Origin of the sequence: Enterobacter cloacae complex sp. ECL411 (assembly GCF_021869665.1) — a bacterium.
Lineage (GTDB): Bacteria > Pseudomonadota > Gammaproteobacteria > Enterobacterales > Enterobacteriaceae > Enterobacter > Enterobacter intestinihominis.
The window spans coordinates 1,450,110-1,469,958 of sequence record NZ_CP091486.1 but is presented as its reverse complement, the minus strand read 5'-3'; the positions used below and the strand labels follow the sequence as shown (position 1 = coordinate 1,469,958).

The 19,849-nt window shown below is 58.2% G+C and carries 17 protein-coding genes; 8 read left to right on the top strand and 9 right to left on the bottom strand.

The window, feature by feature from the left end; all coding sequences use genetic code 11:
* The first annotated feature begins 26 nt into the window (after positions 1-26).
* Entirely contained in the window at positions 27-785 is a 759-nt protein-coding gene (deoR, locus tag L3069_RS06955) for a DNA-binding transcriptional repressor DeoR (protein WP_022647554.1), read from the top strand.
* Between the two features lie 88 nt (positions 786-873).
* Here the strand turns inward: deoR and dacC are convergent, their stop codons facing one another.
* A complete protein-coding gene (gene dacC, locus L3069_RS06950) occupies positions 874-2,079 on the bottom strand; it encodes a serine-type D-Ala-D-Ala carboxypeptidase (RefSeq protein ID WP_023299674.1) in 1,206 nt (401 codons plus the stop codon).
* A 243-nt stretch (positions 2,080-2,322) separates the two neighbouring features.
* Here dacC and L3069_RS06945 point away from each other — a divergent pair, with 243 nt between their 5' ends.
* Positions 2,323-2,949, top strand: coding sequence for a glutathione S-transferase family protein (locus L3069_RS06945; RefSeq protein WP_022647552.1), 627 nt, complete (start codon positions 2,323-2,325; stop codon positions 2,947-2,949).
* Here L3069_RS06945 and L3069_RS06940 read toward each other — a convergent pair whose 3' ends face one another.
* Positions 2,950-4,068 (bottom strand): PQQ-dependent sugar dehydrogenase, encoded by a 1,119-nt coding sequence (locus L3069_RS06940; protein WP_038415735.1) that lies wholly within the window; start codon positions 4,066-4,068, stop codon positions 2,950-2,952.
* 106 nt (positions 4,069-4,174) lie between these two features.
* On the bottom strand, positions 4,175-4,558 hold the full coding sequence (bssR, locus tag L3069_RS06935) for a biofilm formation regulator BssR (protein WP_038415734.1): 384 nt from the start codon (positions 4,556-4,558) through the stop codon (positions 4,175-4,177).
* Between the two features lie 217 nt (positions 4,559-4,775).
* Between bssR and rimO the strand changes: the two genes are divergently transcribed.
* Positions 4,776-6,101, top strand: a complete 1,326-nt coding sequence (rimO, locus tag L3069_RS06930; protein ID WP_100167734.1) for a 30S ribosomal protein S12 methylthiotransferase RimO — start codon at positions 4,776-4,778, stop codon at positions 6,099-6,101.
* Between the two features lie 119 nt (positions 6,102-6,220).
* Here rimO and gsiD read toward each other — a convergent pair whose 3' ends face one another.
* Genes gsiD through iaaA form a run of 5 tightly spaced genes read right to left on the bottom strand, consistent with a single transcriptional unit; the run spans position 6,221 to position 12,443 of the window.
* Positions 6,221-7,132, bottom strand: coding sequence for a glutathione ABC transporter permease GsiD (gene gsiD, locus L3069_RS06925; protein WP_023299670.1), 912 nt, complete (start codon positions 7,130-7,132; stop codon positions 6,221-6,223).
* Between the two features lies 1 nt (position 7,133).
* Complete coding sequence (gsiC, locus tag L3069_RS06920) at positions 7,134-8,054, bottom strand: glutathione ABC transporter permease GsiC (RefSeq protein ID WP_006809475.1); 921 nt, start codon at positions 8,052-8,054, stop codon at positions 7,134-7,136.
* 5 nt (positions 8,055-8,059) lie between these two features.
* Positions 8,060-9,598: a glutathione ABC transporter substrate-binding protein GsiB gene (gene gsiB, locus L3069_RS06915; protein WP_023299669.1), complete on the bottom strand. Its 1,539-nt coding sequence runs from the start codon at positions 9,596-9,598 to the stop codon at positions 8,060-8,062.
* A 23-nt stretch (positions 9,599-9,621) separates the two neighbouring features.
* The gene (gene gsiA / locus L3069_RS06910) at positions 9,622-11,493 is read right to left on the bottom strand and encodes a glutathione ABC transporter ATP-binding protein GsiA (RefSeq protein ID WP_038415733.1); all 1,872 of its coding nucleotides are present in this window, start codon (positions 11,491-11,493) and stop codon (positions 9,622-9,624) included.
* Between the two features lie 11 nt (positions 11,494-11,504).
* The gene (gene iaaA, locus L3069_RS06905) at positions 11,505-12,443 is read right to left on the bottom strand and encodes a beta-aspartyl-peptidase (protein WP_038415732.1); all 939 of its coding nucleotides are present in this window, start codon (positions 12,441-12,443) and stop codon (positions 11,505-11,507) included.
* Positions 12,444-12,632: 189 nt separating this feature from the next.
* Here iaaA and moeA point away from each other — a divergent pair, with 189 nt between their 5' ends.
* Positions 12,633-13,865, top strand: coding sequence for a molybdopterin molybdotransferase MoeA (gene moeA / locus L3069_RS06900; protein ID WP_038415731.1), 1,233 nt, complete (start codon positions 12,633-12,635; stop codon positions 13,863-13,865).
* Between the two features lies 1 nt (position 13,866).
* Complete coding sequence (moeB, locus tag L3069_RS06895; RefSeq protein WP_038415730.1) at positions 13,867-14,619, top strand: molybdopterin-synthase adenylyltransferase MoeB; 753 nt, start codon at positions 13,867-13,869, stop codon at positions 14,617-14,619.
* A 98-nt stretch (positions 14,620-14,717) separates the two neighbouring features.
* Here the strand turns inward: moeB and fsa are convergent, their stop codons facing one another.
* Complete coding sequence (fsa, locus tag L3069_RS06890) at positions 14,718-15,380, bottom strand: fructose-6-phosphate aldolase (RefSeq protein ID WP_022647542.1); 663 nt, start codon at positions 15,378-15,380, stop codon at positions 14,718-14,720.
* A gap of 127 nt (positions 15,381-15,507) precedes the next feature.
* Between fsa and L3069_RS06885 the strand changes: the two genes are divergently transcribed.
* From L3069_RS06885 to L3069_RS06875, 3 genes are all read left to right on the top strand, one after another.
* Positions 15,508-16,407: a glycyl-radical enzyme activating protein gene (locus L3069_RS06885; protein ID WP_023299664.1), complete on the top strand. Its 900-nt coding sequence runs from the start codon at positions 15,508-15,510 to the stop codon at positions 16,405-16,407.
* A 4-nt stretch (positions 16,408-16,411) separates the two neighbouring features.
* Positions 16,412-18,844: a formate C-acetyltransferase/glycerol dehydratase family glycyl radical enzyme gene (locus L3069_RS06880; protein ID WP_236901907.1), complete on the top strand. Its 2,433-nt coding sequence runs from the start codon at positions 16,412-16,414 to the stop codon at positions 18,842-18,844.
* A 166-nt stretch (positions 18,845-19,010) separates the two neighbouring features.
* Complete coding sequence (locus L3069_RS06875) at positions 19,011-19,826, top strand: Cof-type HAD-IIB family hydrolase (RefSeq protein ID WP_236901906.1); 816 nt, start codon at positions 19,011-19,013, stop codon at positions 19,824-19,826.
* The last annotated feature ends 23 nt before the right edge of the window (positions 19,827-19,849 follow it).

The window sequence follows — 19,849 nt, the reverse complement described above, 5'->3', positions numbered from 1 at the left end:
GGCTCACTTTTTTAGCCCGAGGATCTATGGAAACACGTCGCGATGACCGCATTGCTCAGCTGCTTCAGGCGCTGAAGCGCAGCGATAAGCTGCATCTTAAGGAAGCCGCTTCCCTGCTTGGCGTGTCTGAAATGACCATTCGTCGCGATCTGAACAGCGACAGCGCCCCCGTTGTGCTGCTTGGCGGGTATATTGTTCTGGAGCCGCGTAGCGCCAGCCATTATCTGTTAAGCGATCAAAAAACACGCCTGGTGGAAGAGAAGCGCAAAGCCGCGCGGCTCGCCGCCTCGCTGGTGCAGCCGCATCAAACGCTGTTTTTTGACTGCGGTACGACAACCCCGTGGATCATTGAGGCCATCGACAGCACCGTTCCCTTTACCGCCGTCTGTTATTCGCTAAATACCTTCCTGGCCTTGCAGGAGAAACCAGCGTGCCGGGTGATTTTGTGTGGCGGCGAATTTCATGCCAGCAACGCCATCTTCAAGCCGCTGAATATTCAGGACACGCTGAGTAATGTATGCCCTGATATCGCCTTTTACTCTGCGGCGGGCGTGAATGTGAAACAGGGGGCAACCTGTTTTAATCTTGAAGAGTTACCGGTGAAACAGTGGGCGCTCAACGCCGCGCAGCAGCATGTGCTGGTGGTTGATCACAGTAAATTTGGCAAGGTCCGTCCGGCAAGGATGGGAGAACTGTCGCGCTTTGACGCCATCGTCAGTGATTGCCGCCCGGATGACGAGCTGGTGGCATACGCGAAAGCGCAGCAGGTGAAGTTGATGTATTGAGGTTATGCCGGGTGGCGGCTTCGCCTTACCCGGCCTACGTTCGAGCCGTTGTAGGCCGGGTAAGGCGAAGCCGCCACCCGGCAAAAACTTAGCTGAACCAGCTGCCAAACCAGCCGTGGAATTTCATTAACACAAAGTCCCACATCCGGCTGAAGAAGCCGCCCTCTTCCACCGCTTCCATTACCACCAGCGGACGCTGCTCAATAGATTTGCCGTTAAGCTGGAAATCTATCGTCCCGACCACCTGACCTTTTTTCAACGGTGCGGTGAGCTGTGGCTCGGTCAGGGTATAGCTGGCTTTCAGGTTTTTCAGCTGACCGCGTGGAATGGTAACGGAACCCGCTTCACCCGCTCCCAGGTTCACTTCACTTTTATCACCAAACCAGACACGCTGGCTGACGAAGGTGGCGTCCGGCTTAATCGGCGTGACGGTTTCAAAGAAGCGGAAACCCCAGGTCAGCAGTTTTTCGGATTCGTTAAAACGAATACGGTCGGTTTTCGTTCCCAGCACCACTGAGATCAGGCGCATATCGCCCTGCGTCGCAGAAGCCACCAGGTTGTATCCGGCCCCGGCAGTTGTACCGGTTTTCATGCCGTCCACGTTAACGTTACTGCTCCACAGCAGACGGTTACGGTTAGGCTGGCGGATATTGTTGAAGGTAAACTCTTTCTCTTTATGGATAGCGTACTCATCCGGCACGTCATGGATCAGCGCTTTGCCCAGCAGCGCCATATCGCGCGCGGTACTGAACTGACCCGGCGCATCCAGGCCGTGAACAGTTTTAAAAGTGGTATTGGTCAGACCCAGTTTTTTCGCGTAGCCATTCATCAGCCCAATAAATGAGTCCTGACTGCCCGCGACGTAATCGGCCAGCGCAATACAGGCATCATTTCCCGACTGAATAATAACCCCTTTATTCAGATCGGACACGGAGACCTGGTCGCCAGGCTTCAGGAACATCACGGACGAGCCGCGCAGCGCCGGATTACCGGTCGCCCAGGCATCTTTCCCGACGGTGACCATGTCATTCAGCTTGATCTTGCCCGCTTTCAACGCCTGGCCGACCACATAGCTGGTCATAATTTTCGTCAGGCTCGCCGGGTCGAGTTTTTCGTCGGCGTTACCTTCCGCCAGCACTTTCCCGCTGGCGTAATCCATCAGGATCCAGGCGCGCGCATCAACAGGCGGCGCTTCGGGCGCTGTCTGTTCCGCCGCATGGAGCGTTGGGGCAAAAAGGAAAAGCAGCGCCGAGCCTGCCGCCAGGCTGCGCAGAGAGGAAGTTTTTTGCGTCATAAATGCCACCCGAGTGTCCATTCTAAAAATCACGTCACAATCACCGTGTCGCAAGAAGCGATGAGTAATAGCGCACTACAGCCTTCAAAGAAACCTGTTCCAGGTAAAGTTTTTAAAGTTTATGCAATAACATTCAGATACGCTTTGATGGCGGTGTTTTTTTTAGCATCTGTTGCGTAATTGTTAGGTTTATCTCACCATGGCGAAAAGCTGACTCGGATTCACATCTCATCGGGAGTAAATATGATTACGCTGTGGGGCAGGAACAATTCGACCAACGTGAAAAAAGTGCTCTGGACGCTGGAAGAGCTGGATTTACCGTTTAAGCAGGTTATGGCGGGCCTGGAGTTTGGCGTGAATAAAGACGCGGACTACCTGGCGATGAACCCAAACGGACTGGTGCCGCTACTGCGCGATGACGAGACAGACGCCACGCTGTGGGAGTCTAACACCATCGTGCGATACCTCGCCGCGCAGTACGGCCAGGGTCGGCTGTGGGTAGAAAATCCAGCCCAGCGCGCGCAGGGCGAAAAATGGATGGACTGGGCAAACCAGACGCTTTCCCCAACGCACCGCGTGATCCTGATGGGGCTTATCCGTACGCCGGAAGCCGATCGTGATTATCCCGCCATTCATGCCGCCCAGGACGCGTGCGAGTCGCTGTTTGCGATGATGGACGACGAACTGGCGAAGCATACCTGGTTCTCCGGCGACACGTTCGGCGTGGGCGATATCGCCGTCGCCCCTTTCGTCTGGAACCTCACTAACATGGGTCTCAGCTGGACCCCGCGCCCTCACCTTCAGCGCTGGATCCAGCAGCTCAGCGAGCGCCCGGCGTATCGCAACGTGGTGATGATCCCGGTGACCTGATTACGACCCGGACGGGCTGACTTTCCAAAGCTGCCCGTCCGTCTCGTCGGTCAGCACGTACAGATAACCATCCGGCCCGACGCGCACATCGCGAATTCGATGATCTTTATCCCCAAGAATGCGCCCGTCCTCCGTCACGGTATTGCCCTTCACGCTCAGCACGATGACGTCTTTCTCCTTCAGCGCGCCGATAAACAGCTTGTTTTTCCATTGCGGGAAGACGTCGCTGTTGTAGAACGCCATGCCGCTGACGGCGGGCGACACTTTCCAGACAAACAGCGGTTTTTCAGTGCCCTCAACGTGCTCGCCTTTCGCTTCCGGGATTTTCAGGCCGCTGTAGTTGATCCCGTGCGTCGCCATCGGCCAGCCGTAGTTTTTGCCTTTTTCAGGAATGTTGATCTCATCCCCGCCGCGAGGGCCGTGTTCATTAAGCCACAGCGCGTCGCTCCACGGGTTCATCGCCATCCCCTGCGGGTTGCGAATGCCGTAAGACCAGATTTCAGGCCGTGCACCGGCGGTGTTCACAAACGGGTTATCCGGCGGCACTTTCCCGTCCTCCGTCAGGCGCACCACCTTACCCTGAAGCTTATCCAGATCCTGCGCCGTCGGGCGCTGGTTGTTTTCACCTAAGCCAATAAAGAGATGGCCTTTGCCGTCAAACACCAGCCGTCCGCCAAAGTGGTTGCCAGTAGAGAGCTTCGGCATCTGTCGGAACACCACCTGGAAGCCCTCAATGCGCGAGAGGTCATCGCTCAACCGCCCGTAGCCCACCGCGGTACCCGCTTTTCCATCATCACCCGCCTCGGCGAAGCTGAGCCAGATCCGCCGTGATTGTTCAAAATCCGGGGCCAGCACCACGTCCAGCAATCCGCCCTGGCCGCTCGCCCAGACCTTCGGCACGCCGATAATCGGGTCGGAGAGCCCTTTCCCTGCCTGCCAGTGCTTAAGCTGCCCGTCTTTTAGCGTGATCAGCAGCCCCTTATTATCAGGCAGAAACGCCAGCGACCAGGGGTGATCCAGTTTTGTCTGTAGCACGTCGACCTTAACCGTCTCGGGCGCCGCAAGCAGCGAAAGCGGGAATAACAGTGCAGGGAGGAAAAGCAGCGAGGATCGAGGCATAACGCACTCCTTTATCGGCATATGGCTTAAAGATTAGCCACTGTTCCCGGGTGCGTTAACACTTTTACAAAAGCTTAATCAAAAGGGGGAGTTGCCTCCCCCGGGTTCAGTGTCGGGCAAGCGTTTCCGGCTTGTTCAGACACATGATGCAAAGCGCGAGCGTGGTCAGGCAGTTTTCAAGCTTCTCCGCGTTAACGGCAATAAAATTCGGGCAGTCGTGACGTCCGTTCATCAAACAGACCCCTGCGATGGAAAGCACCTCGGCGGCGCGGCGCAGCGCCACTAATTCGTTTTCAGCGCAGTGCGCTTTCAGGATGGGTGCTTTTTCACGCATGAAATTGCAAAGTTCAAAGAAATTTTCACGCAGATTTTCGCTTTCGCTGACTGACATATACCCTTTCGCCTTGCGGAGTTGCAGATATGCAGCCAGGTCGATTCGGGCGTTGATCAGCTTGTTAAGCAGATCGCGTTTCAGTCTGTCAACGGACATGCTATTTCCTCCTCTGTCAGCCATGTTACCCTATTAATAATAAGGTCATTTTTTGTACAATGTGATGCCTGAGATCAATAAACGATAACTGATTAACATTCTTTACAATGTTACAACGATTGCCCGCCTCAACTGCGCCATCAAGAGTGTATAAATCCCCCGCGATACGCTGTAAAATCCCGCCCTGACAACTCCATAATTGATGAATTTTTAACCTATGAGCAATGTTACGCACCCGCCGAAAATCGGCTTTGTCTCCCTGGGCTGCCCGAAGAACCTGGTGGATTCCGAACGCATCCTGACTGAACTTCGCACTGAAGGCTATGACGTGGTGCCAAGCTACGACAACGCCGACATGGTGATCGTCAACACCTGTGGGTTCATCGACAGCGCGGTCCAGGAGTCACTGGAAGCCATTGGTGAAGCCCTGACGGAAAATGGCAAAGTGATTGTCACCGGCTGCCTGGGCGCGAAGGTGGATCAGATCCGCGAAGTGCACCCGAAGGTACTGGAGATCACCGGCCCGCACAGCTACGAGCAGGTGCTGGAACATGTTCATCACTACGTACCAAAGCCAAAGCACAACCCGTTCCTGAGCCTGGTGCCGGAACAGGGCGTGAAGCTGACGCCGCGCCACTATGCTTACCTGAAAATTTCCGAAGGCTGCAACCATCGCTGCACATTCTGCATCATCCCGTCGATGCGTGGCGATTTGGTGAGCCGTCCGATTGGCGAGGTGCTGGCAGAAGCCAAACACCTGGCCGACGCGGGCGTGAAGGAGTTACTGGTCATCTCCCAGGACACCTCCGCCTACGGCGTGGACGTCAAACACCGCTCCGGCTTCCATAACGGCGAGCCGGTAAAAACCAGCATGGTTGGCCTGTGCGAGCAGCTTGCTAAGCTCGGGATCTGGACGCGTCTGCACTACGTCTACCCTTACCCGCACGTTGACGACGTGATTCCGCTGATGGCGGAAGGCAAAATCCTGCCGTATCTGGATATCCCGTTACAGCACGCCAGCCCGCGCATTCTGAAGCTGATGAAGCGTCCTGGCTCCGTTGACCGCCAGCTGGCGCGCATCAAGCAGTGGCGCGAGATCTGCCCTGAACTGACCCTGCGCTCCACCTTCATCGTTGGCTTCCCGGGTGAAACCGAAGAAGATTTCCAGATGCTGCTCGACTTCCTGAAAGAAGCGCGTCTGGATCGCGTGGGCTGCTTCAAGTACAGCCCGGTTGAAGGCGCAACGGCCAACGAGTTGGCGGACCAGGTACCGGAAGAGGTCAAAGAGGAACGCTGGAACCGCTTTATGCAGCTGCAACAGCAGATCTCTGCTGAACGCTTGCAGGAGAAAGTGGGCCGCGAAATTCTGGTCATTATCGACGAAGTGGACGAAGAAGGCGCGATTGGCCGCAGCATGGCGGATGCGCCTGAAATCGACGGCGCGGTGTACCTGAACGGGGAAACCAACGTCAAGCCGGGCGATATTATTCGCGTGAAGGTTGAAAACGCCGACGAGTATGATTTGTGGGGCAGCCGGGTTTAATCTTTAACCCCTCACCCCGGCCCTCTCCCCAAAGGGGCGAGGGGGAACAGACCGCACCGAGCAGTCCCCTCTCCCCTCAGGGGAGAGGGTTAGGGTGAGGGGTAAGTTCCTGCAAAAACCTACCCCTTAATCCTCGGATCCAGCGCGTCGCGCAGCCCATCCCCCAGCAGGTTAAACGCCAGCACGGTCAGGAAAATCGCCAGGCTCGGGAAGATCGCCACGTGCGGGGCGATCACCATATCCGCCCGCGCCTCGTTCAGCATCGCGCCCCACTCCGGCGTCGGCGGCTGTGCGCCTAACCCCAGAAACGACAGGCTGGCCGCCGAGATAATCGACACGCCTATGCGCATGGTGAAATAGACCACGATAGACGAGACCGTTCCCGGCAGAATATGGCTGAACAGGATTGTGGCATCGCTGGCTCCCATGCTGCGGGCCGACTCGATAAAGGTCTGCTGCTTCAGCACCAGCGTGTTGCCACGTACCAGGCGCGCGAAAGCGGGAATCGTGAATACCGCCACGGCGATGATGACGTTCGCCATGCCGCTGCCCATCACCGCCACCACGGCAATCGCCAGCAGAATACCGGGAAAGGCAAACAGCACGTCGCAGATACGCATGATGATGCGGTCCCACCAGCCTTCGTAATACCCGGCCACCAGCCCCAGCACGGTGCCAATTGCTGCGCCCATCAGCACCGCAAAGACCCCGGCCGCCAGCGAGATCTGCGCCCCTACCAGCACGCGGCTGAAAATATCGCGCCCGAGCGAGTCCACGCCAAACCAGTGCATCATCGACGGTCCATCGTTCAGCCGGTCGTAATCGAAGTAATTTTCCGCATCAAACGGGGCTATCCAAGGGGCGATAATCGCCACCAGGATCAGCAGTAACACAAACAACCCGGCGACCATAGCGACGGGCTGACGACGGAATCGACGCCAGAACTCAACCCACGGGGTGCGAATATGGTCCGGCCTGATCCCCGGCATAGCGTTTAAAATGGCCTGGCGACGCCAGTTCAGTAATCGCATCTTACTTATACCTGATGGCCGGGTTAATGGCGGCGTACAGCACGTCCACCACGAGATTGATAAGAATAAATTCCAGCGAGAAAAGCAGGACTTCCGCCTGAATCACCGGGTAGTCACGCATATCGACCGAGTCGACCAGCAGGCGCCCCAGCCCCGGCCAGTTAAAGACCTTCTCAACCACGATAGAGCCGCCCAGCAGGAAGCCGAACTGTAGCCCCATCATCGTGACCACCGGGATCATCGCATTACGAAAACCATGCTTCAGAATGACCCATTTCTCACTCACCCCTTTTGCCCGCGCGGTGCGAATGTAATCTTCGCTCAGCACGTCGACAAAGGAGGCGCGGGTGAAACGGGCCATCACTGCCGCAACGGCTGCGCCAAGCGTCATAGAGGGCAGAATGTAGTGCTTCCAGGTGTCGGCCCCGACGGTGGGCAACCAGCCCAGCTCGACGGAGAAAATCTGCATCAGCAGCATACCCAGCGCAAACGCCGGGAAAGAGATACCGGTGACCGCCAGCGCCATACCGAGCTTATCCGGCCAGCGGTTGCGCCAGACGGCGGCAACGATTCCCGCGCCCAGGCCAAACACAACCGCCCAGCTCATACTGGCAATCGTTAACCAGAAGGTGGGCATAAAGCGGCTGGCAATCTCCTCCGACACCGGACGACGCGACACCATCGAGATGCCGAAATCGCCCTGAAGGACATTGCCAATGTAGCGCAGAAATTGCCGATACAGCGGCTGATCAAGACCGAGCTGTTTACGTACCAGTTCGATAACCGTGGCATCCGCTTCCGGTCCGGCAATCAAACGCGCCGGATCGCCGGGCAGCATGTGGACAAACAAAAACACCAGCACGGCCACAATCAGCAGCGTCGGGATAAGCCCCAGCAGGCGTTTACACACATAATTCAGCATGAGTTTTATTTTAGATCCGCGTCATCAAAGCTAAAGCCCGTATCCGGCATGATGTAAAAACCGGTCAGCGCTTTATTGTGGGCTGAGACCAGTTTTTCCACCACCAGCGGCACCCACGGCGACTCTTTCCAGATAATGTCCTGCGCCTCTTTGTACAGGCGCGCTTTCTCTTCCGGTTTGGTGGTTTTCAGGGCATCGGCCAGATCCTTATCCACCTGCGGATTACTGTAGAACGCGGTATTGAACAGCGTTGGCGGCCAGTTCTGGGAAGCAAACAGCGGCGACAGGGACCAGTCCGCTTCACCGGTTGAAGCCGTCCAGCCGGTGTAGAACATCCGCACGCCGCTCTCTTTCTGTCCTTTGCCTTCCACTTCCGCCGCGCGCTGTCCGGCATCCATCGCCGTGACCCTGGCTTTAATGCCCACCTGCGCCAGCTGCTGCTGGGTAAATTGCAGCACCTTCTGCGCGGTACTGTGGTTATGCGACGACCACAGCGTGGTGCTAAAGCCGTTCGGATAGCCCGCCTCTTTCAGCAGTTCCCGCGCTTTCGCCGGATCGTACGGCCACGGCTGATAGCTCTGCGCGTACTCAATGGTTGGCGGCATCACGCCCGTCGCCGGGGTGGCGTAGCCTGCAAAGGCCACCTTCACCAGTGCCTGGCGGTTAATGGCGTAGTTGATGGCTTCGCGCACCTTCGGGTTATCAAACGGTTTTTGCGTGACGTTCATGCTGATGTAGCGCTGCATAATCGACGGGCTGGCCACCAGCTCCAGCTTGCTGTTTTTCGCCAGCAGCGCTGCCTGTTCGTAGGGGATCGGGAAGGCAAACTGCGCTTCGCCGGTTTGCAGCATCGCGGCGCGGGTATTGTTGTCCACGACCGGCCGCCAGGTGAGGGTATCCAGCTTCGGCAGCCCCGGCTGCCAGTATCCGGCGAATTTCTTCACCTTCACATAATCGGTCTGGTTCCAGGTAAGCAGTTCGTACGGTCCGGTCCCCACCGGGTGGAAGCCAATCTCTTTGCCGTATTTCTTCAACGCCGCAGGGGAAATCATCACCGTCGCGGGATGCGCCAGGATATTGATAAACGCCGAGAACGGCTCTTTGAGGGTGATCTTCACCGTCGCCGGATCAATCACCTCGGTTTGGGCGATATTTTTATACAGGTTGTAGCGCTTAAGACCGTTTTCCGGATTGCTGGCTCGGTCCAGGTTGACCTTAACCGCCTCGGCGTTGAAGTCGGTGCCGTCCTGGAACTTCACGCCGGTACGGAGCTTAACGGTATAGACCAGCCCGTCGTCCGACACGGTATAGCCTTCCGCCAGCACGTTTTTCAGCTTCATCTCGCGGTCCAGGCCGAACAGCCCCTGGTAGAAGGATTTTGCCACCGCCTGAGAAAGGGTGTCGTTAGCATCATACGGATCCAGCGTCGTGAAGTTAGACCCCACAGCCACCACCACGTCTTTCGCCGCGATCGCGGGGGCGGCGGCCAGCGCAGCCGTCACGCTCGCGGCAAGCAGCCATTGACGAGCAACAAAAGGAACCATTGTGTTCTCCTGCCTGTTGTAAGTTATAACCGCGAGAATGCATTGCCCTGACGCGGGGGTGCGACAAAATGACCGGGACCGACTTCACGCAGCGCCACGCGCTCCAGAGTTTCGCCCCGTTTACGAATATTGCTCGGCATTTCGTCCTGCAACAGCACGCGCTGGGCGTGACGATGCTCAGGATCGGCAACCGGTACGGCGGCCATCAGCTTGCGGGTGTACGGATGCTGCGGGTTTTCAAATACCGCCCGACGGGGGCCAATTTCAACAATTTGCCCCATGTACATCACCGCCACGCGATGGCTGATCCGCTCAACCACCGCCATATCGTGAGAGATAAACAGAAACGCAATGCCCAAATCCCGCTGTAAATCGAGCAGGAGATTGATGATTTGCGCGCGGATGGAGACATCCAGCGCTGACACGGACTCATCCGCAATCACCACTTTCGGATTCAGGGCCAATGCCCGGGCTATGCAGATACGCTGTCGCTGACCGCCAGAAAATTCGTGCGGATAACGCCAGGCATGCTCCGGTTTCAGGCCCACGCGCTCCAGCAGCCACGCGACGCGGCGCTGCGCGGCTTCACCGTCGAGCAGGTTGTGCACCCGCAGCGGCTCCATAATCGAGTACCCCACCGTATGGCGCGGATCGAGCGACGCATAAGGATCCTGAAAAATAAACTGAATATCCCGGCGTACCGCCTGCAATTTACCATTGGGGAGTGTATCGATGCGCTCACCGTTGAAGGTGATGCTCCCCTCCTGCGACTCAACCAGCCTGAGCAGCGCCCGCCCGGTGGTGGATTTACCGCAGCCGGACTCCCCCACCAGCGCCAGCGTTTCGCCCGGCCAGAGATCAAAACTGACGTATTCAACCGCATGCACTTCGCGCTTCACGCGGTTAAGGATCCCGCTGCGCAGCGGGAAACGGGTCACCAGTTCACGCACTTCAAGGATCGGCCTGCCGGAAACCACCGTGTTCTGCTCGGTTTCGTCTTCCTGCTGGCCCTGTTCGGTCTGAGAGAACAGCGGAAAACGGCGCGGAAAATCACTGCCATTCATGGCGCCCAGACGCGGGACCGCCGCCAGCAGCGCTTTAGTATAAGGATGCACCGGCGTATGAAAGACCTGCTCCACCGAGCCGGTTTCCACGGCATTGCCCTGATGCATAACCAGCACCCGATCGGCAATATCCGCCACCACCCCCATATCGTGGGTGATGAATATCACCCCCATCTCCATCTCCTGCTGCAACACCTTAATCAGTTGCAGGATCTGGGCCTGAATGGTGACATCCAGCGCCGTGGTGGGTTCGTCCGCAATGAGCACCGCCGGACGGCACGACAGCGCCATCGCAATCATCACCCGCTGGCGCATGCCACCGGAAAGCTGATGCGGATAGCGGGACAAAATCGCGTGCGCCTCAGGGATACGTACCAGCTCCAGCATCCGTTTAGCTTCGTTGAGCGCCTCATCACCGCTCAATCCCTGATGCAGGCGGATAGATTCGGCAATCTGCTCGCCCACCGGAAAAACCGGGTTCAGGGAGGTCATCGGCTCCTGAAAAATCATCGCAATATCCGCCCCGCGCACCCCCTGCATCCGGGACGCGCTCAGCTCGTTGAGATCGATAACCTGACGGTTGCGACGGCGCAACAGCATCCGCTCGCTGGTGACCTGCCCGCCCGTCTGCTCAAGCAGACGCATCAGCGCCAGCGCGGTAACCGATTTACCGGATCCGGACTCGCCGACAATCGCCAGCGTCTCGCCGCGCCTGAGCGAAAACGATAAATTCTGTACTGCAGGGATGAACTGCCGCTCTTCCTGAAAGGCAATATTCAGTTGGTGGACAGCCAGCACTTCGCAGTTGTCCAGCTCTTCACTGTGCGGCACGCAATGCCCCCTTATTCACGATAAATGCCTGTGCTGGGCGCATCGCCGGCATACCCCCACGCCCGGTACATCCCTTCACTGTTGAACGGCAGCGCCACGTTGCCCTCCCGATCCACCGCTATTAAGCCACCTTCTCCGCCCAGGGCTGGCAGTTTCTCCATTACCACCCGCTCGCAGGCCTCACTCAGGCTTAATCCGCCGTAATCCATTAGCGCGGTAATGTCGTAGGCCGCCAGCGCGCGGATAAACACTTCGCCGGTTCCGGTGCATGACACCGCCGCCGTGGCGTTATTAGCGTAACACCCGGCCCCCGGCAGCGGACTGTCGCCGACGCGTCCGGGAAGCTTGTTGGTCATACCGCCTGTCGACGTCGCGGCGGCGAGGTTACCGGCTTTATCCAGCGCCACCGCGCCTACCGTGCCCATTTTGCTGCGTTCATCGAGCGGCGCGGCATGGTCCAGCTGCGTCATCCCCGCTGTACGGGCCTCCAGCAACTGCCGGTAACGCTCCTCGGTGGAAAAAAGATCGGGCGAGACCGTATCCATCCCGTGCTCGACGGCAAATTTCTCCGCCCCCGCCCCGGTCAGCAGCACATGCGGGCTTTGATCCATCACCAGACGCGCGGCCAGCACGGGATTGCGCAGTCGGCTGACGCCCGCCACCGCCCCCGCTTTCAGGGTGATACCGTCCATCACGCAGGCATCCAGTTCATGCGTTTCATCGCGCGTAAAGACCGAGCCAATACCGGCATTAAACAGCGGACACTCCTCCAGCAGGCGCACCGCTTCGGTCACCACGTCCAGCGCGCTTTTGCCCGCTTCCAGCATGCGCTGGCCTGTTTCCACAATGGCGTTCAGCGCATCAATATAACGCTTCTCCTGCTCGGGACTGAGCTGTGCACGGGTGATTGCCCCGGCACCGCCATGAATTGCGATAACCGCTTTACTCATTTCGCATCACCCATCAGCCTGGCTGGCTGCTTTTTCTATAAATATCATTATCGTCGACGAATCTTCAGATGATTTTTGAATATAGAAAGACGCAACTGTGATGTAAAGCTTACACCCATCGGGTCATACAGTTAGCCGCACTTTTCTGCCATAATGAGCGCTTTCGTTGTTACTCCGCAGGAGCCCACCATGGATTTTACCGCCGGACTGATGCCGCTTGAGACGGCACTCTCGCAGATGCTTGATCGTATTACTCCCCTGCACGACGTTGAGACGCTGCCGCTTGTGCGCTGTTTTGGCCGTATTGCCGCGCGCGATATCGTCTCGCCGCTGAACGTGCCGGGGTTCGATAACGCGGCGATGGACGGCTATGCCGTACGTCTGGCGGATTTGCAAACGGGTCAGCCGCTGCCGGTGGCAGGTAAAGCCTTTGCCGGGCAGCCGTTCAACGGTGAGTGGCCAGCGGGCACCTGCGTGCGCATTATGACCGGCGCGCCGGTGCCAAAGGGCTGTGAAGCCGTGGTGATGCAGGAAGAGACCGAACTAACGGACGACGGCGTGCGTTTTACCGCCAGCGTCAAAGCGGGACAGAATATCCGCCACATCGGGGAAGACATTACCCTCGGCGCAACGGTCTTTGCCGCCGGGCAAAAACTGACGGTCGCCGAACTGCCGATGCTGGCATCGCTTGGCATCGCGGAGATTGACGTTGTCCGCAAGGTACGCGTGGCGGTGTTCTCAACGGGAGACGAGCTACAGATTCCGGGTCAGCCGCTGAACGAGGGGCAGATTTACGACACCAACCGTCTGGCGGTGCACCTGATGCTTGAGCAACTGGGCTGCGAGGTGATTAACCTCGGCATCATTCCTGACGATCCGGAGAAACTGCGCACGGCATTTATCGACGCGGACGCCTCTGCCGACGTGGTGATCAGCTCTGGCGGCGTATCGGTTGGCGAAGCGGATTACACCAAAACCCTGCTTGAAGAGCTGGGTGAAATCGCCTTCTGGAAGCTGGCGATTAAACCGGGCAAACCGTTCGCGTTTGGCAAACTTCCGCACAGCTGGTTCTGTGGCCTGCCGGGTAACCCGGTCTCTGCCGCGCTGACCTTCTACCAGCTGGTGATCCCGCTGCTGGCGAAGCTTTCAGGCAACAATGCCGACCCGCTGCCGGAACGTGTGCGCGTGCGGGCGGCAACGCGCCTCAAAAAATCTCCGGGCCGTCTCGATTTCCAGCGCGGCATTCTGGCGCGCAACGCCGACGGCGAGCTGGAGGTGAGCACCACCGGGCATCAGGGTTCGCACATCTTTAGCTCCTTCAGTCAGGGTAACTGCTTTATCGTGCTGGAGCGCGATCGCGGCCACGTTGAGGCGGGCGAATGGGTTGAAGTGGAACGCTTTAACCACCTGTTCGGAGGCTGACATGACGGTGGAACTGAGCGACCCGGAGATGATGCGCTATAACCGCCAGATCGTGCTGCGCGGGTTTGATTTCGAGGGCCAGGAAGCGCTCAAGGCGGCCAGCGTGCTGGTTGTGGGTCTTGGCGGGCTGGGCTGCGCGGCAGCGCAATATCTGGCTGCGGCGGGCGTCGGCCGCATGACGCTGCTGGATTTCGATACCGTGTCGGTGTCGAACCTGCAACGCCAGACGCTACACAGCGACGCGACGGTTGGTCAGCCGAAAGTGGAATCTGCGCGCACGGCGCTGGCGCGAATTAACCCCAACGTTCAGTTCACCCTGATTGACGCGATGCTGGATGACGACGCGCTGTTTGCGCAGATTGCACGGCATGACCTGGTGCTGGACTGCACCGATAACGTCGCCATTCGCAACCAGCTCAATGCGGGCTGCTTTGCCCATAAAACGCCGCTAATTTCCGGCGCGGCCATCCGCATGGAGGGTCAAATCAGCGTTTTCACCTACGCTGAGGGAGAGCCCTGCTACCGCTGCCTGAGCCGTCTGTTCGGCGAGAATGCGCTGACCTGCGTCGAGGCGGGCGTGATGGCGCCGCTGGTTGGGGTTATCGGTTCCTTGCAGGCCATGGAGGCGATCAAGGTGCTGGCGCATTACGGCACGCCCGCAGCGGGCAAAATCGTGATGTATGACGCGATGACCTGTCAGTTCCGCGAGATGAAGCTGATGCGTAATCCGGGGTGTGAGGTGTGCGGAGGTTAAACCCTGCTGCGGCCTGATGCCCTCACCCCGGCCCTCTCCCACAGGGAGAGGGAGAAAATCGTAGGCCGGGTAAGCGTCAGCGCCACCCGGCAACAGCATCAAATAGACGTCCGCCCAAACGCCCCCTGCCAGTCCTGCTCAAACTTCACAATTGCCGCATCTACTGCCGGAGAGGTAATAAACTGCTGCGCCACGTCCAGCGGCAGCGTGATGGACTCGCACCCTGCCAGCAGGCAGTCCAGCGCCTGGCGCGGGGTTTTAAAGCTCGCGGCGAGCACCTTTGACTGCGGTGCGTGCAGCGTCAGCAATTGTTGCAGTTCAATCACCGTCTGGATCCCGTCCCCGCCCTGCGCGTCCACGCGGTTCACGTAAGGGGCCACATACTCAGCACCCGCCAGCGCGGAGAGCATCCCCTGCGCTGCGCCGTATACCGCGGTACCCAGCGTCGGGATCCCTTCTGCTTTCAGCATCTTGATCGCCGCCAGCCCTTCAGCGGTCACGGGCACTTTCACCACCAGGTCATCGATTATCGCGCGCAGCTTACGTGCGTCTTCCACCATCCCCTCGGCGGTCTTCGCCATCACCTGGGCGAACAGCCGGCCCTTGCCGCCCAGCGCGTCGTGCAGCGCGGGCAGCAACTCTTCCAGGGGGGTTTTACCCGCCGCCACAATGCTTGGGTTAGTGGTCACGCCCGCCAGCGGGAAGATACGCGCCAGCTTTTTGACTGCCGCAACGTCAGATGTGTCGAGATAAAGTTCCATGATGTCACCCTCAAAATTTGCCTGCATTTACCCTATCACGAGAAAACCTGCTCATGAATTGACCCATATCAAGATAACTTTCATTCGAAAGTAATTTAATCTTCATATGTAATCAGAGGGCAAAAAAATGATCTTCAACATACAGCGTTACTCCACCCACGACGGCCCCGGTATTCGAACCGTGGTGTTCCTGAAAGGCTGCTCGCTGGGCTGTCGCTGGTGCCAGAACCCGGAAAGCCGCTCCCGCACGCGGGACGTCCTGTTTGACGCCCGTCTGTGTCTGGACGGCTGTGACCTGTGTCAGCAGGCCGCGCCAGGGTGTGTTGAACGTGCGCTGAACGGGTTGATCATCCATCGTGAAAAATTAAGTGAAAAGACGCTCACTGCCCTCACCGACTGCTGCCCGACGCAGGCGCTTACCGTCTGCGGTGAAGAGAAGCAGGTGGAGGAGATTATGGCCACCGTGCTACGCGACAAGCCCTTCTACGACCGCAGCGGCGGCGGGATCACCCTTTCCGGCGGCGAGCCGTTTATGAATCCTGACCTGGCGCACGCCCTGTTTAAAGCCAGCCATGAACAAGGCATTCATACTGCGGTTGAAACCTGCCTTCACGTGCCCTGGCATTATATCGAGCCTTCACTGCCGTATGTCGATCTGTTCCTGGCGGACCTGAAACATGTCGACGGCGAGGTGTTCAAGCAGTGGACCGATGGCTCTGCTAAGCGGATCCTGGACAACCTGAAGCGCCTGGCTACCGTCGGGAAGAAGATCACCATCCGCGTGCCGCTGATCCAGGGCTTTAACGCCGATGAAGCGTCGGTTACCGCCATTACCAACTTCGCCGCCGATGAACTCGGCGTCGATGATATTCATTTTCTGCCGTATCACACGCTGGGCATGAACAAATACACCCTGCTCGGCCAACCCTACTCTGCCCCTGACAAACCGCTGGATAACCCTGCCCTGCTGGACTTCGCGCAGCAGTATGCCTGCCAGAAAGGGTTAACCGCGACCTTACGAGGATAAACTTATGACCACCCTGAATCTCAACACCCTCAGCGAGCGCATCAAGGCGCACAAAACGGCTCTGGTGCATATCGTTAAGCCGCCGGTTTGTACCGAACGCGCGCAGCACTATACCGAAATGTATCAGCAGCATCTGGACAAGCCGATCCCGGTACGTCGCGCGCTGGCCCTCGCCCACCACCTGGCAAAACGTACCATCTGGATCAAGCACGACGAGCTGATTATCGGTAACCAGGCCAGCGAAGTGCGTGCCGCGCCGATCTTCCCGGAATATACCGTCTCCTGGATTGAGAAAGAGATTGACGATCTGGCGGACCGTCCAGGTGCAGGCTTTGCGGTGAGCGAAGAGAATAAACGCGTTCTGCATGAAATCTGCCCGTGGTGGCGCGGCCAGACGGTACAGGATCGCTGCTACGGTATGTTTACTGACGAGCAGAAGGGCCTGCTGGAAACCGGCATCATCAAAGCGGAAGGTAACATGACCTCCGGTGACGCACACCTGGCGGTGAATTTCCCGCTGGTGCTGGAGAAAGGGCTCGACGGCCTGCGCGCGAAAGTAGCCGAGCGCCGCTCGCGCATCAACCTGACGGTACTGGACGATCTGCACGGCGATCAGTTCCTGAAAGCCATTGATATCGTGCTGGAAGCCGTAAGCCTGCACATCAGGCGCTTCGCCGATCTGACTCGTGAGATGGCCGCCAGCGAAACCCGCGACAGCCGCCGCGACGAGCTGCTGGCGATGGCGGAAAACTGCGACATCATCGCCCACCAGCCGCCAAAAACCTTCTGGCAGGCGCTACAGCTGTGCTACTTCATTCAGCTGATCCTGCAAATTGAGTCCAACGGTCACTCCGTCTCCTTTGCCCGTATGGACCAGTACCTTTACCCGTACTATCGCCGCGACGTGGAGCTGGACCAGAGCCTGGATCGCGAGCACGCCATCGAGCTACTGCACAGCTGCTGGCTGAAGCTGCTGGAGGTGAACAAAATCCGCTCCGGCTCGCACTCCAAAGCCTCTGCGGGCAGCCCGCTGTATCAGAACGTCACCATCGGCGGCCAGAAGCTGGTCAACGGCGAGCCAATGGACGCGGTCAACCCGCTCTCCTACGCAATTCTGGAATCCTGCGGCCGTCTGCGCTCCACCCAGCCAAACCTGAGCGTGCGTTACCACGCGGGGATGAGCAACGACTTCCTCGACGCCTGCGTGCAGGTGATCCGCTGCGGCTTCGGGATGCCGGCGTTTAACAACGATGAAATCGTCATCCCGGAATTTATCAAGCTCGGCGTGGAACGAGAGGACGCGTATGACTATGCGGCGATTGGCTGCATCGAAACCGCCGTCGGCGGAAAGTGGGGCTATCGCTGCACCGGCATGAGCTTTATCAACTTCGCTCGCGTGATGCTGGCAGCGCTGGAAGGCGGTCGCGATGCCACCAGCGGCCAGGTATTCCTGCCGCAGGAAAAAGCGCTTTCGGCCGGTAATTTCGGCAATTTCGACGAAGTGATGGCGGCGTGGGATAACCAGATCCGCTACTACACCCGCAAATCCATTGAGATCGAGTACGTGGTGGACACCATGCTGGAAGAGAACGTCCACGATATTCTCTGCTCGGCGCTGGTGGATGACTGCATCGAACGCGCGAAAAGCATTAAGCAGGGCGGCGCGAAGTATGACTGGGTTTCCGGCCTTCAGGTGGGGATCGCCAACCTCGGTAACAGCCTGGCCGCGGTGAAGAAGCTGGTGTTTGACCAGGGCGTTATCGGTCAGCAACAGCTGGCGGCGGCGCTGGCGGATGACTTCGAGGGGCTGACCCACGAGCAGCTGCGCCAGCGCCTGATCAACGGCGCGCCGAAGTACGGCAACGACGACGACAGCGTGGACCTGCTGCTGACCCGTGCCTACGAAACCTACATTAAAGAACTGAAGCAGTATCACAACCCACGCTACGGCCGTGGCCCAATTGGGGGTAACTACTACGCGGGCACGTCGTCTATCTCCGCAAACGTGCCGTTTGGCGCAGCAACCATGGCGACGCCGGACGGACGTAAAGCGCACACCCCGCTGGCGGAAGGGGCAAGCCCGGCCTCCGGTACCGACCACCTCGGCCCGACGGCGGTGATTGGCTCCGTGGGTAAACTGCCGACGGAAGCGATCCTCGGCGGCGTGCTGCTTAACCAGAAGCTGAACCCGTCGACGCTGGAAAACGACAGCGATCGCCAGAAGCTGATGGTGCTGCTGCGCACCTTCTTCGAGGTGCATAAAGGCTGGCATATTCAGTACAACATTGTCTCGCGCGAAACGCTGCTGGAAGCGAAGAAACACCCTGATCAGTATCGTGACCTGGTGGTGCGCGTCGCGGGTTACTCGGCGTTCTTCACCGCCCTGTCACCGGATGCGCAGGACGATATTATTGCCCGTACCGAGCATACACTGTAAAAAAACGCCCGGTGGCGCTTCGCTTACCGGGCTTACATTGTCTCCCCGTAGGCCGGGTAAGGCGAAGCCGCCACCCGGCTTTCTGACTTTCATTCGAAATTAAATTTGTGCTCCCCGTCACCTTGTTATTAGAATGTTTCAAAACGCAGTGACCCAGGAGCACAGTATGACCGTAAAAGTTATCGTCACCGATATGGACGGAACTTTCCTTGATGATGCCAAGCAGTACGATCGTGACCGCTTCCAGGCACAGTTTGAGCAGCTTAAAGCCCGTAACATCGAATTTGTTGTCGCCAGCGGCAACCAGTATTACCAGCTCATCTCCTTTTTCCCGGAGCTGAAAGATCAGATCTCCTTCGTCGCGGAAAACGGCGCGCTGGTGTTCGACCACGGCGAACAGATTTTCCACGGTGAGCTAACGCGTCATGAGTCGCAGATCGTCATTGGCGAGTTGCTGAAAGACAAAGGGCTGAATTTTGTGGCCTGCGGGCTGGAGAGCGCGTACGTCAGCGATAAGGCTCCAGAAGCGTTCGTGAAGCTGATGTCGAAACACTACCATCGCTTAAAACCCATCAGCGATTACCGCGACATTGACGACGTGCTGTTTAAATTCTCCCTGAACCTGCCGGACAGCGATATCCCGAACCTGGTCGATAAACTGCATGTCTCCCTGGACGGCATCATGAAGCCGGTTACCAGCGGCTTCGGTTTTGTCGATTTGATTATCCCGGGCCTGCACAAAGCCAACGGCATCAGTCGTCTGCTGAAACGCTGGAAAGTCTCCCCGCAGGCGTGCGTGGGCATTGGCGACAGCGGCAACGATGCGGAAATGCTGAAGCTGGTGAAATATTCATTTGCGATGGGCAATGCGGCGGAAAGCATTCAAGCGGTCAGCCGTTACACTACCGACGATAACAACCATCAGGGCGTGCTGAATGTGATTCAGGCCGTGCTCGACGCCCACTCCCCGTTCGACGTCTGATCCCCTACCTGCCGGAGCCTCAC

Excerpts from the sequence above, each read along its gene's own strand:
- gsiD (WP_023299670.1), bottom strand. The coding sequence starts at position 7,132 with ATGCGATTACTGAACTGGCGTCGCCAGGCCATTTTAAACGCTATGCCG.
- moeB (WP_038415730.1), top strand. The coding sequence starts at position 13,867 with ATGACGGTGGAACTGAGCGACCCGGAGATGATGCGCTATAACCGCCAG.
- L3069_RS06875 (WP_236901906.1), top strand. The coding sequence starts at position 19,011 with ATGACCGTAAAAGTTATCGTCACCGATATGGACGGAACTTTCCTTGAT.
- L3069_RS06885 (WP_023299664.1), top strand. The coding sequence starts at position 15,508 with ATGATCTTCAACATACAGCGTTACTCCACCCACGACGGCCCCGGTATT.
- dacC (WP_023299674.1), bottom strand. The coding sequence starts at position 2,079 with ATGACGCAAAAAACTTCCTCTCTGCGCAGCCTGGCGGCAGGCTCGGCG.
- fsa (WP_022647542.1), bottom strand. The coding sequence starts at position 15,380 with ATGGAACTTTATCTCGACACATCTGACGTTGCGGCAGTCAAAAAGCTG.
- gsiC (WP_006809475.1), bottom strand. The coding sequence starts at position 8,054 with ATGCTGAATTATGTGTGTAAACGCCTGCTGGGGCTTATCCCGACGCTG.
- bssR (WP_038415734.1), bottom strand. The coding sequence starts at position 4,558 with ATGTCCGTTGACAGACTGAAACGCGATCTGCTTAACAAGCTGATCAAC.
- rimO (WP_100167734.1), top strand. The coding sequence starts at position 4,776 with ATGAGCAATGTTACGCACCCGCCGAAAATCGGCTTTGTCTCCCTGGGC.
- deoR (WP_022647554.1), top strand. The coding sequence starts at position 27 with ATGGAAACACGTCGCGATGACCGCATTGCTCAGCTGCTTCAGGCGCTG.
- moeA (WP_038415731.1), top strand. The coding sequence starts at position 12,633 with ATGGATTTTACCGCCGGACTGATGCCGCTTGAGACGGCACTCTCGCAG.
- L3069_RS06880 (WP_236901907.1), top strand. The coding sequence starts at position 16,412 with ATGACCACCCTGAATCTCAACACCCTCAGCGAGCGCATCAAGGCGCAC.
- gsiB (WP_023299669.1), bottom strand. The coding sequence starts at position 9,598 with ATGGTTCCTTTTGTTGCTCGTCAATGGCTGCTTGCCGCGAGCGTGACG.
- L3069_RS06945 (WP_022647552.1), top strand. The coding sequence starts at position 2,323 with ATGATTACGCTGTGGGGCAGGAACAATTCGACCAACGTGAAAAAAGTG.
- L3069_RS06940 (WP_038415735.1), bottom strand. The coding sequence starts at position 4,068 with ATGCCTCGATCCTCGCTGCTTTTCCTCCCTGCACTGTTATTCCCGCTT.
- iaaA (WP_038415732.1), bottom strand. The coding sequence starts at position 12,443 with ATGAGTAAAGCGGTTATCGCAATTCATGGCGGTGCCGGGGCAATCACC.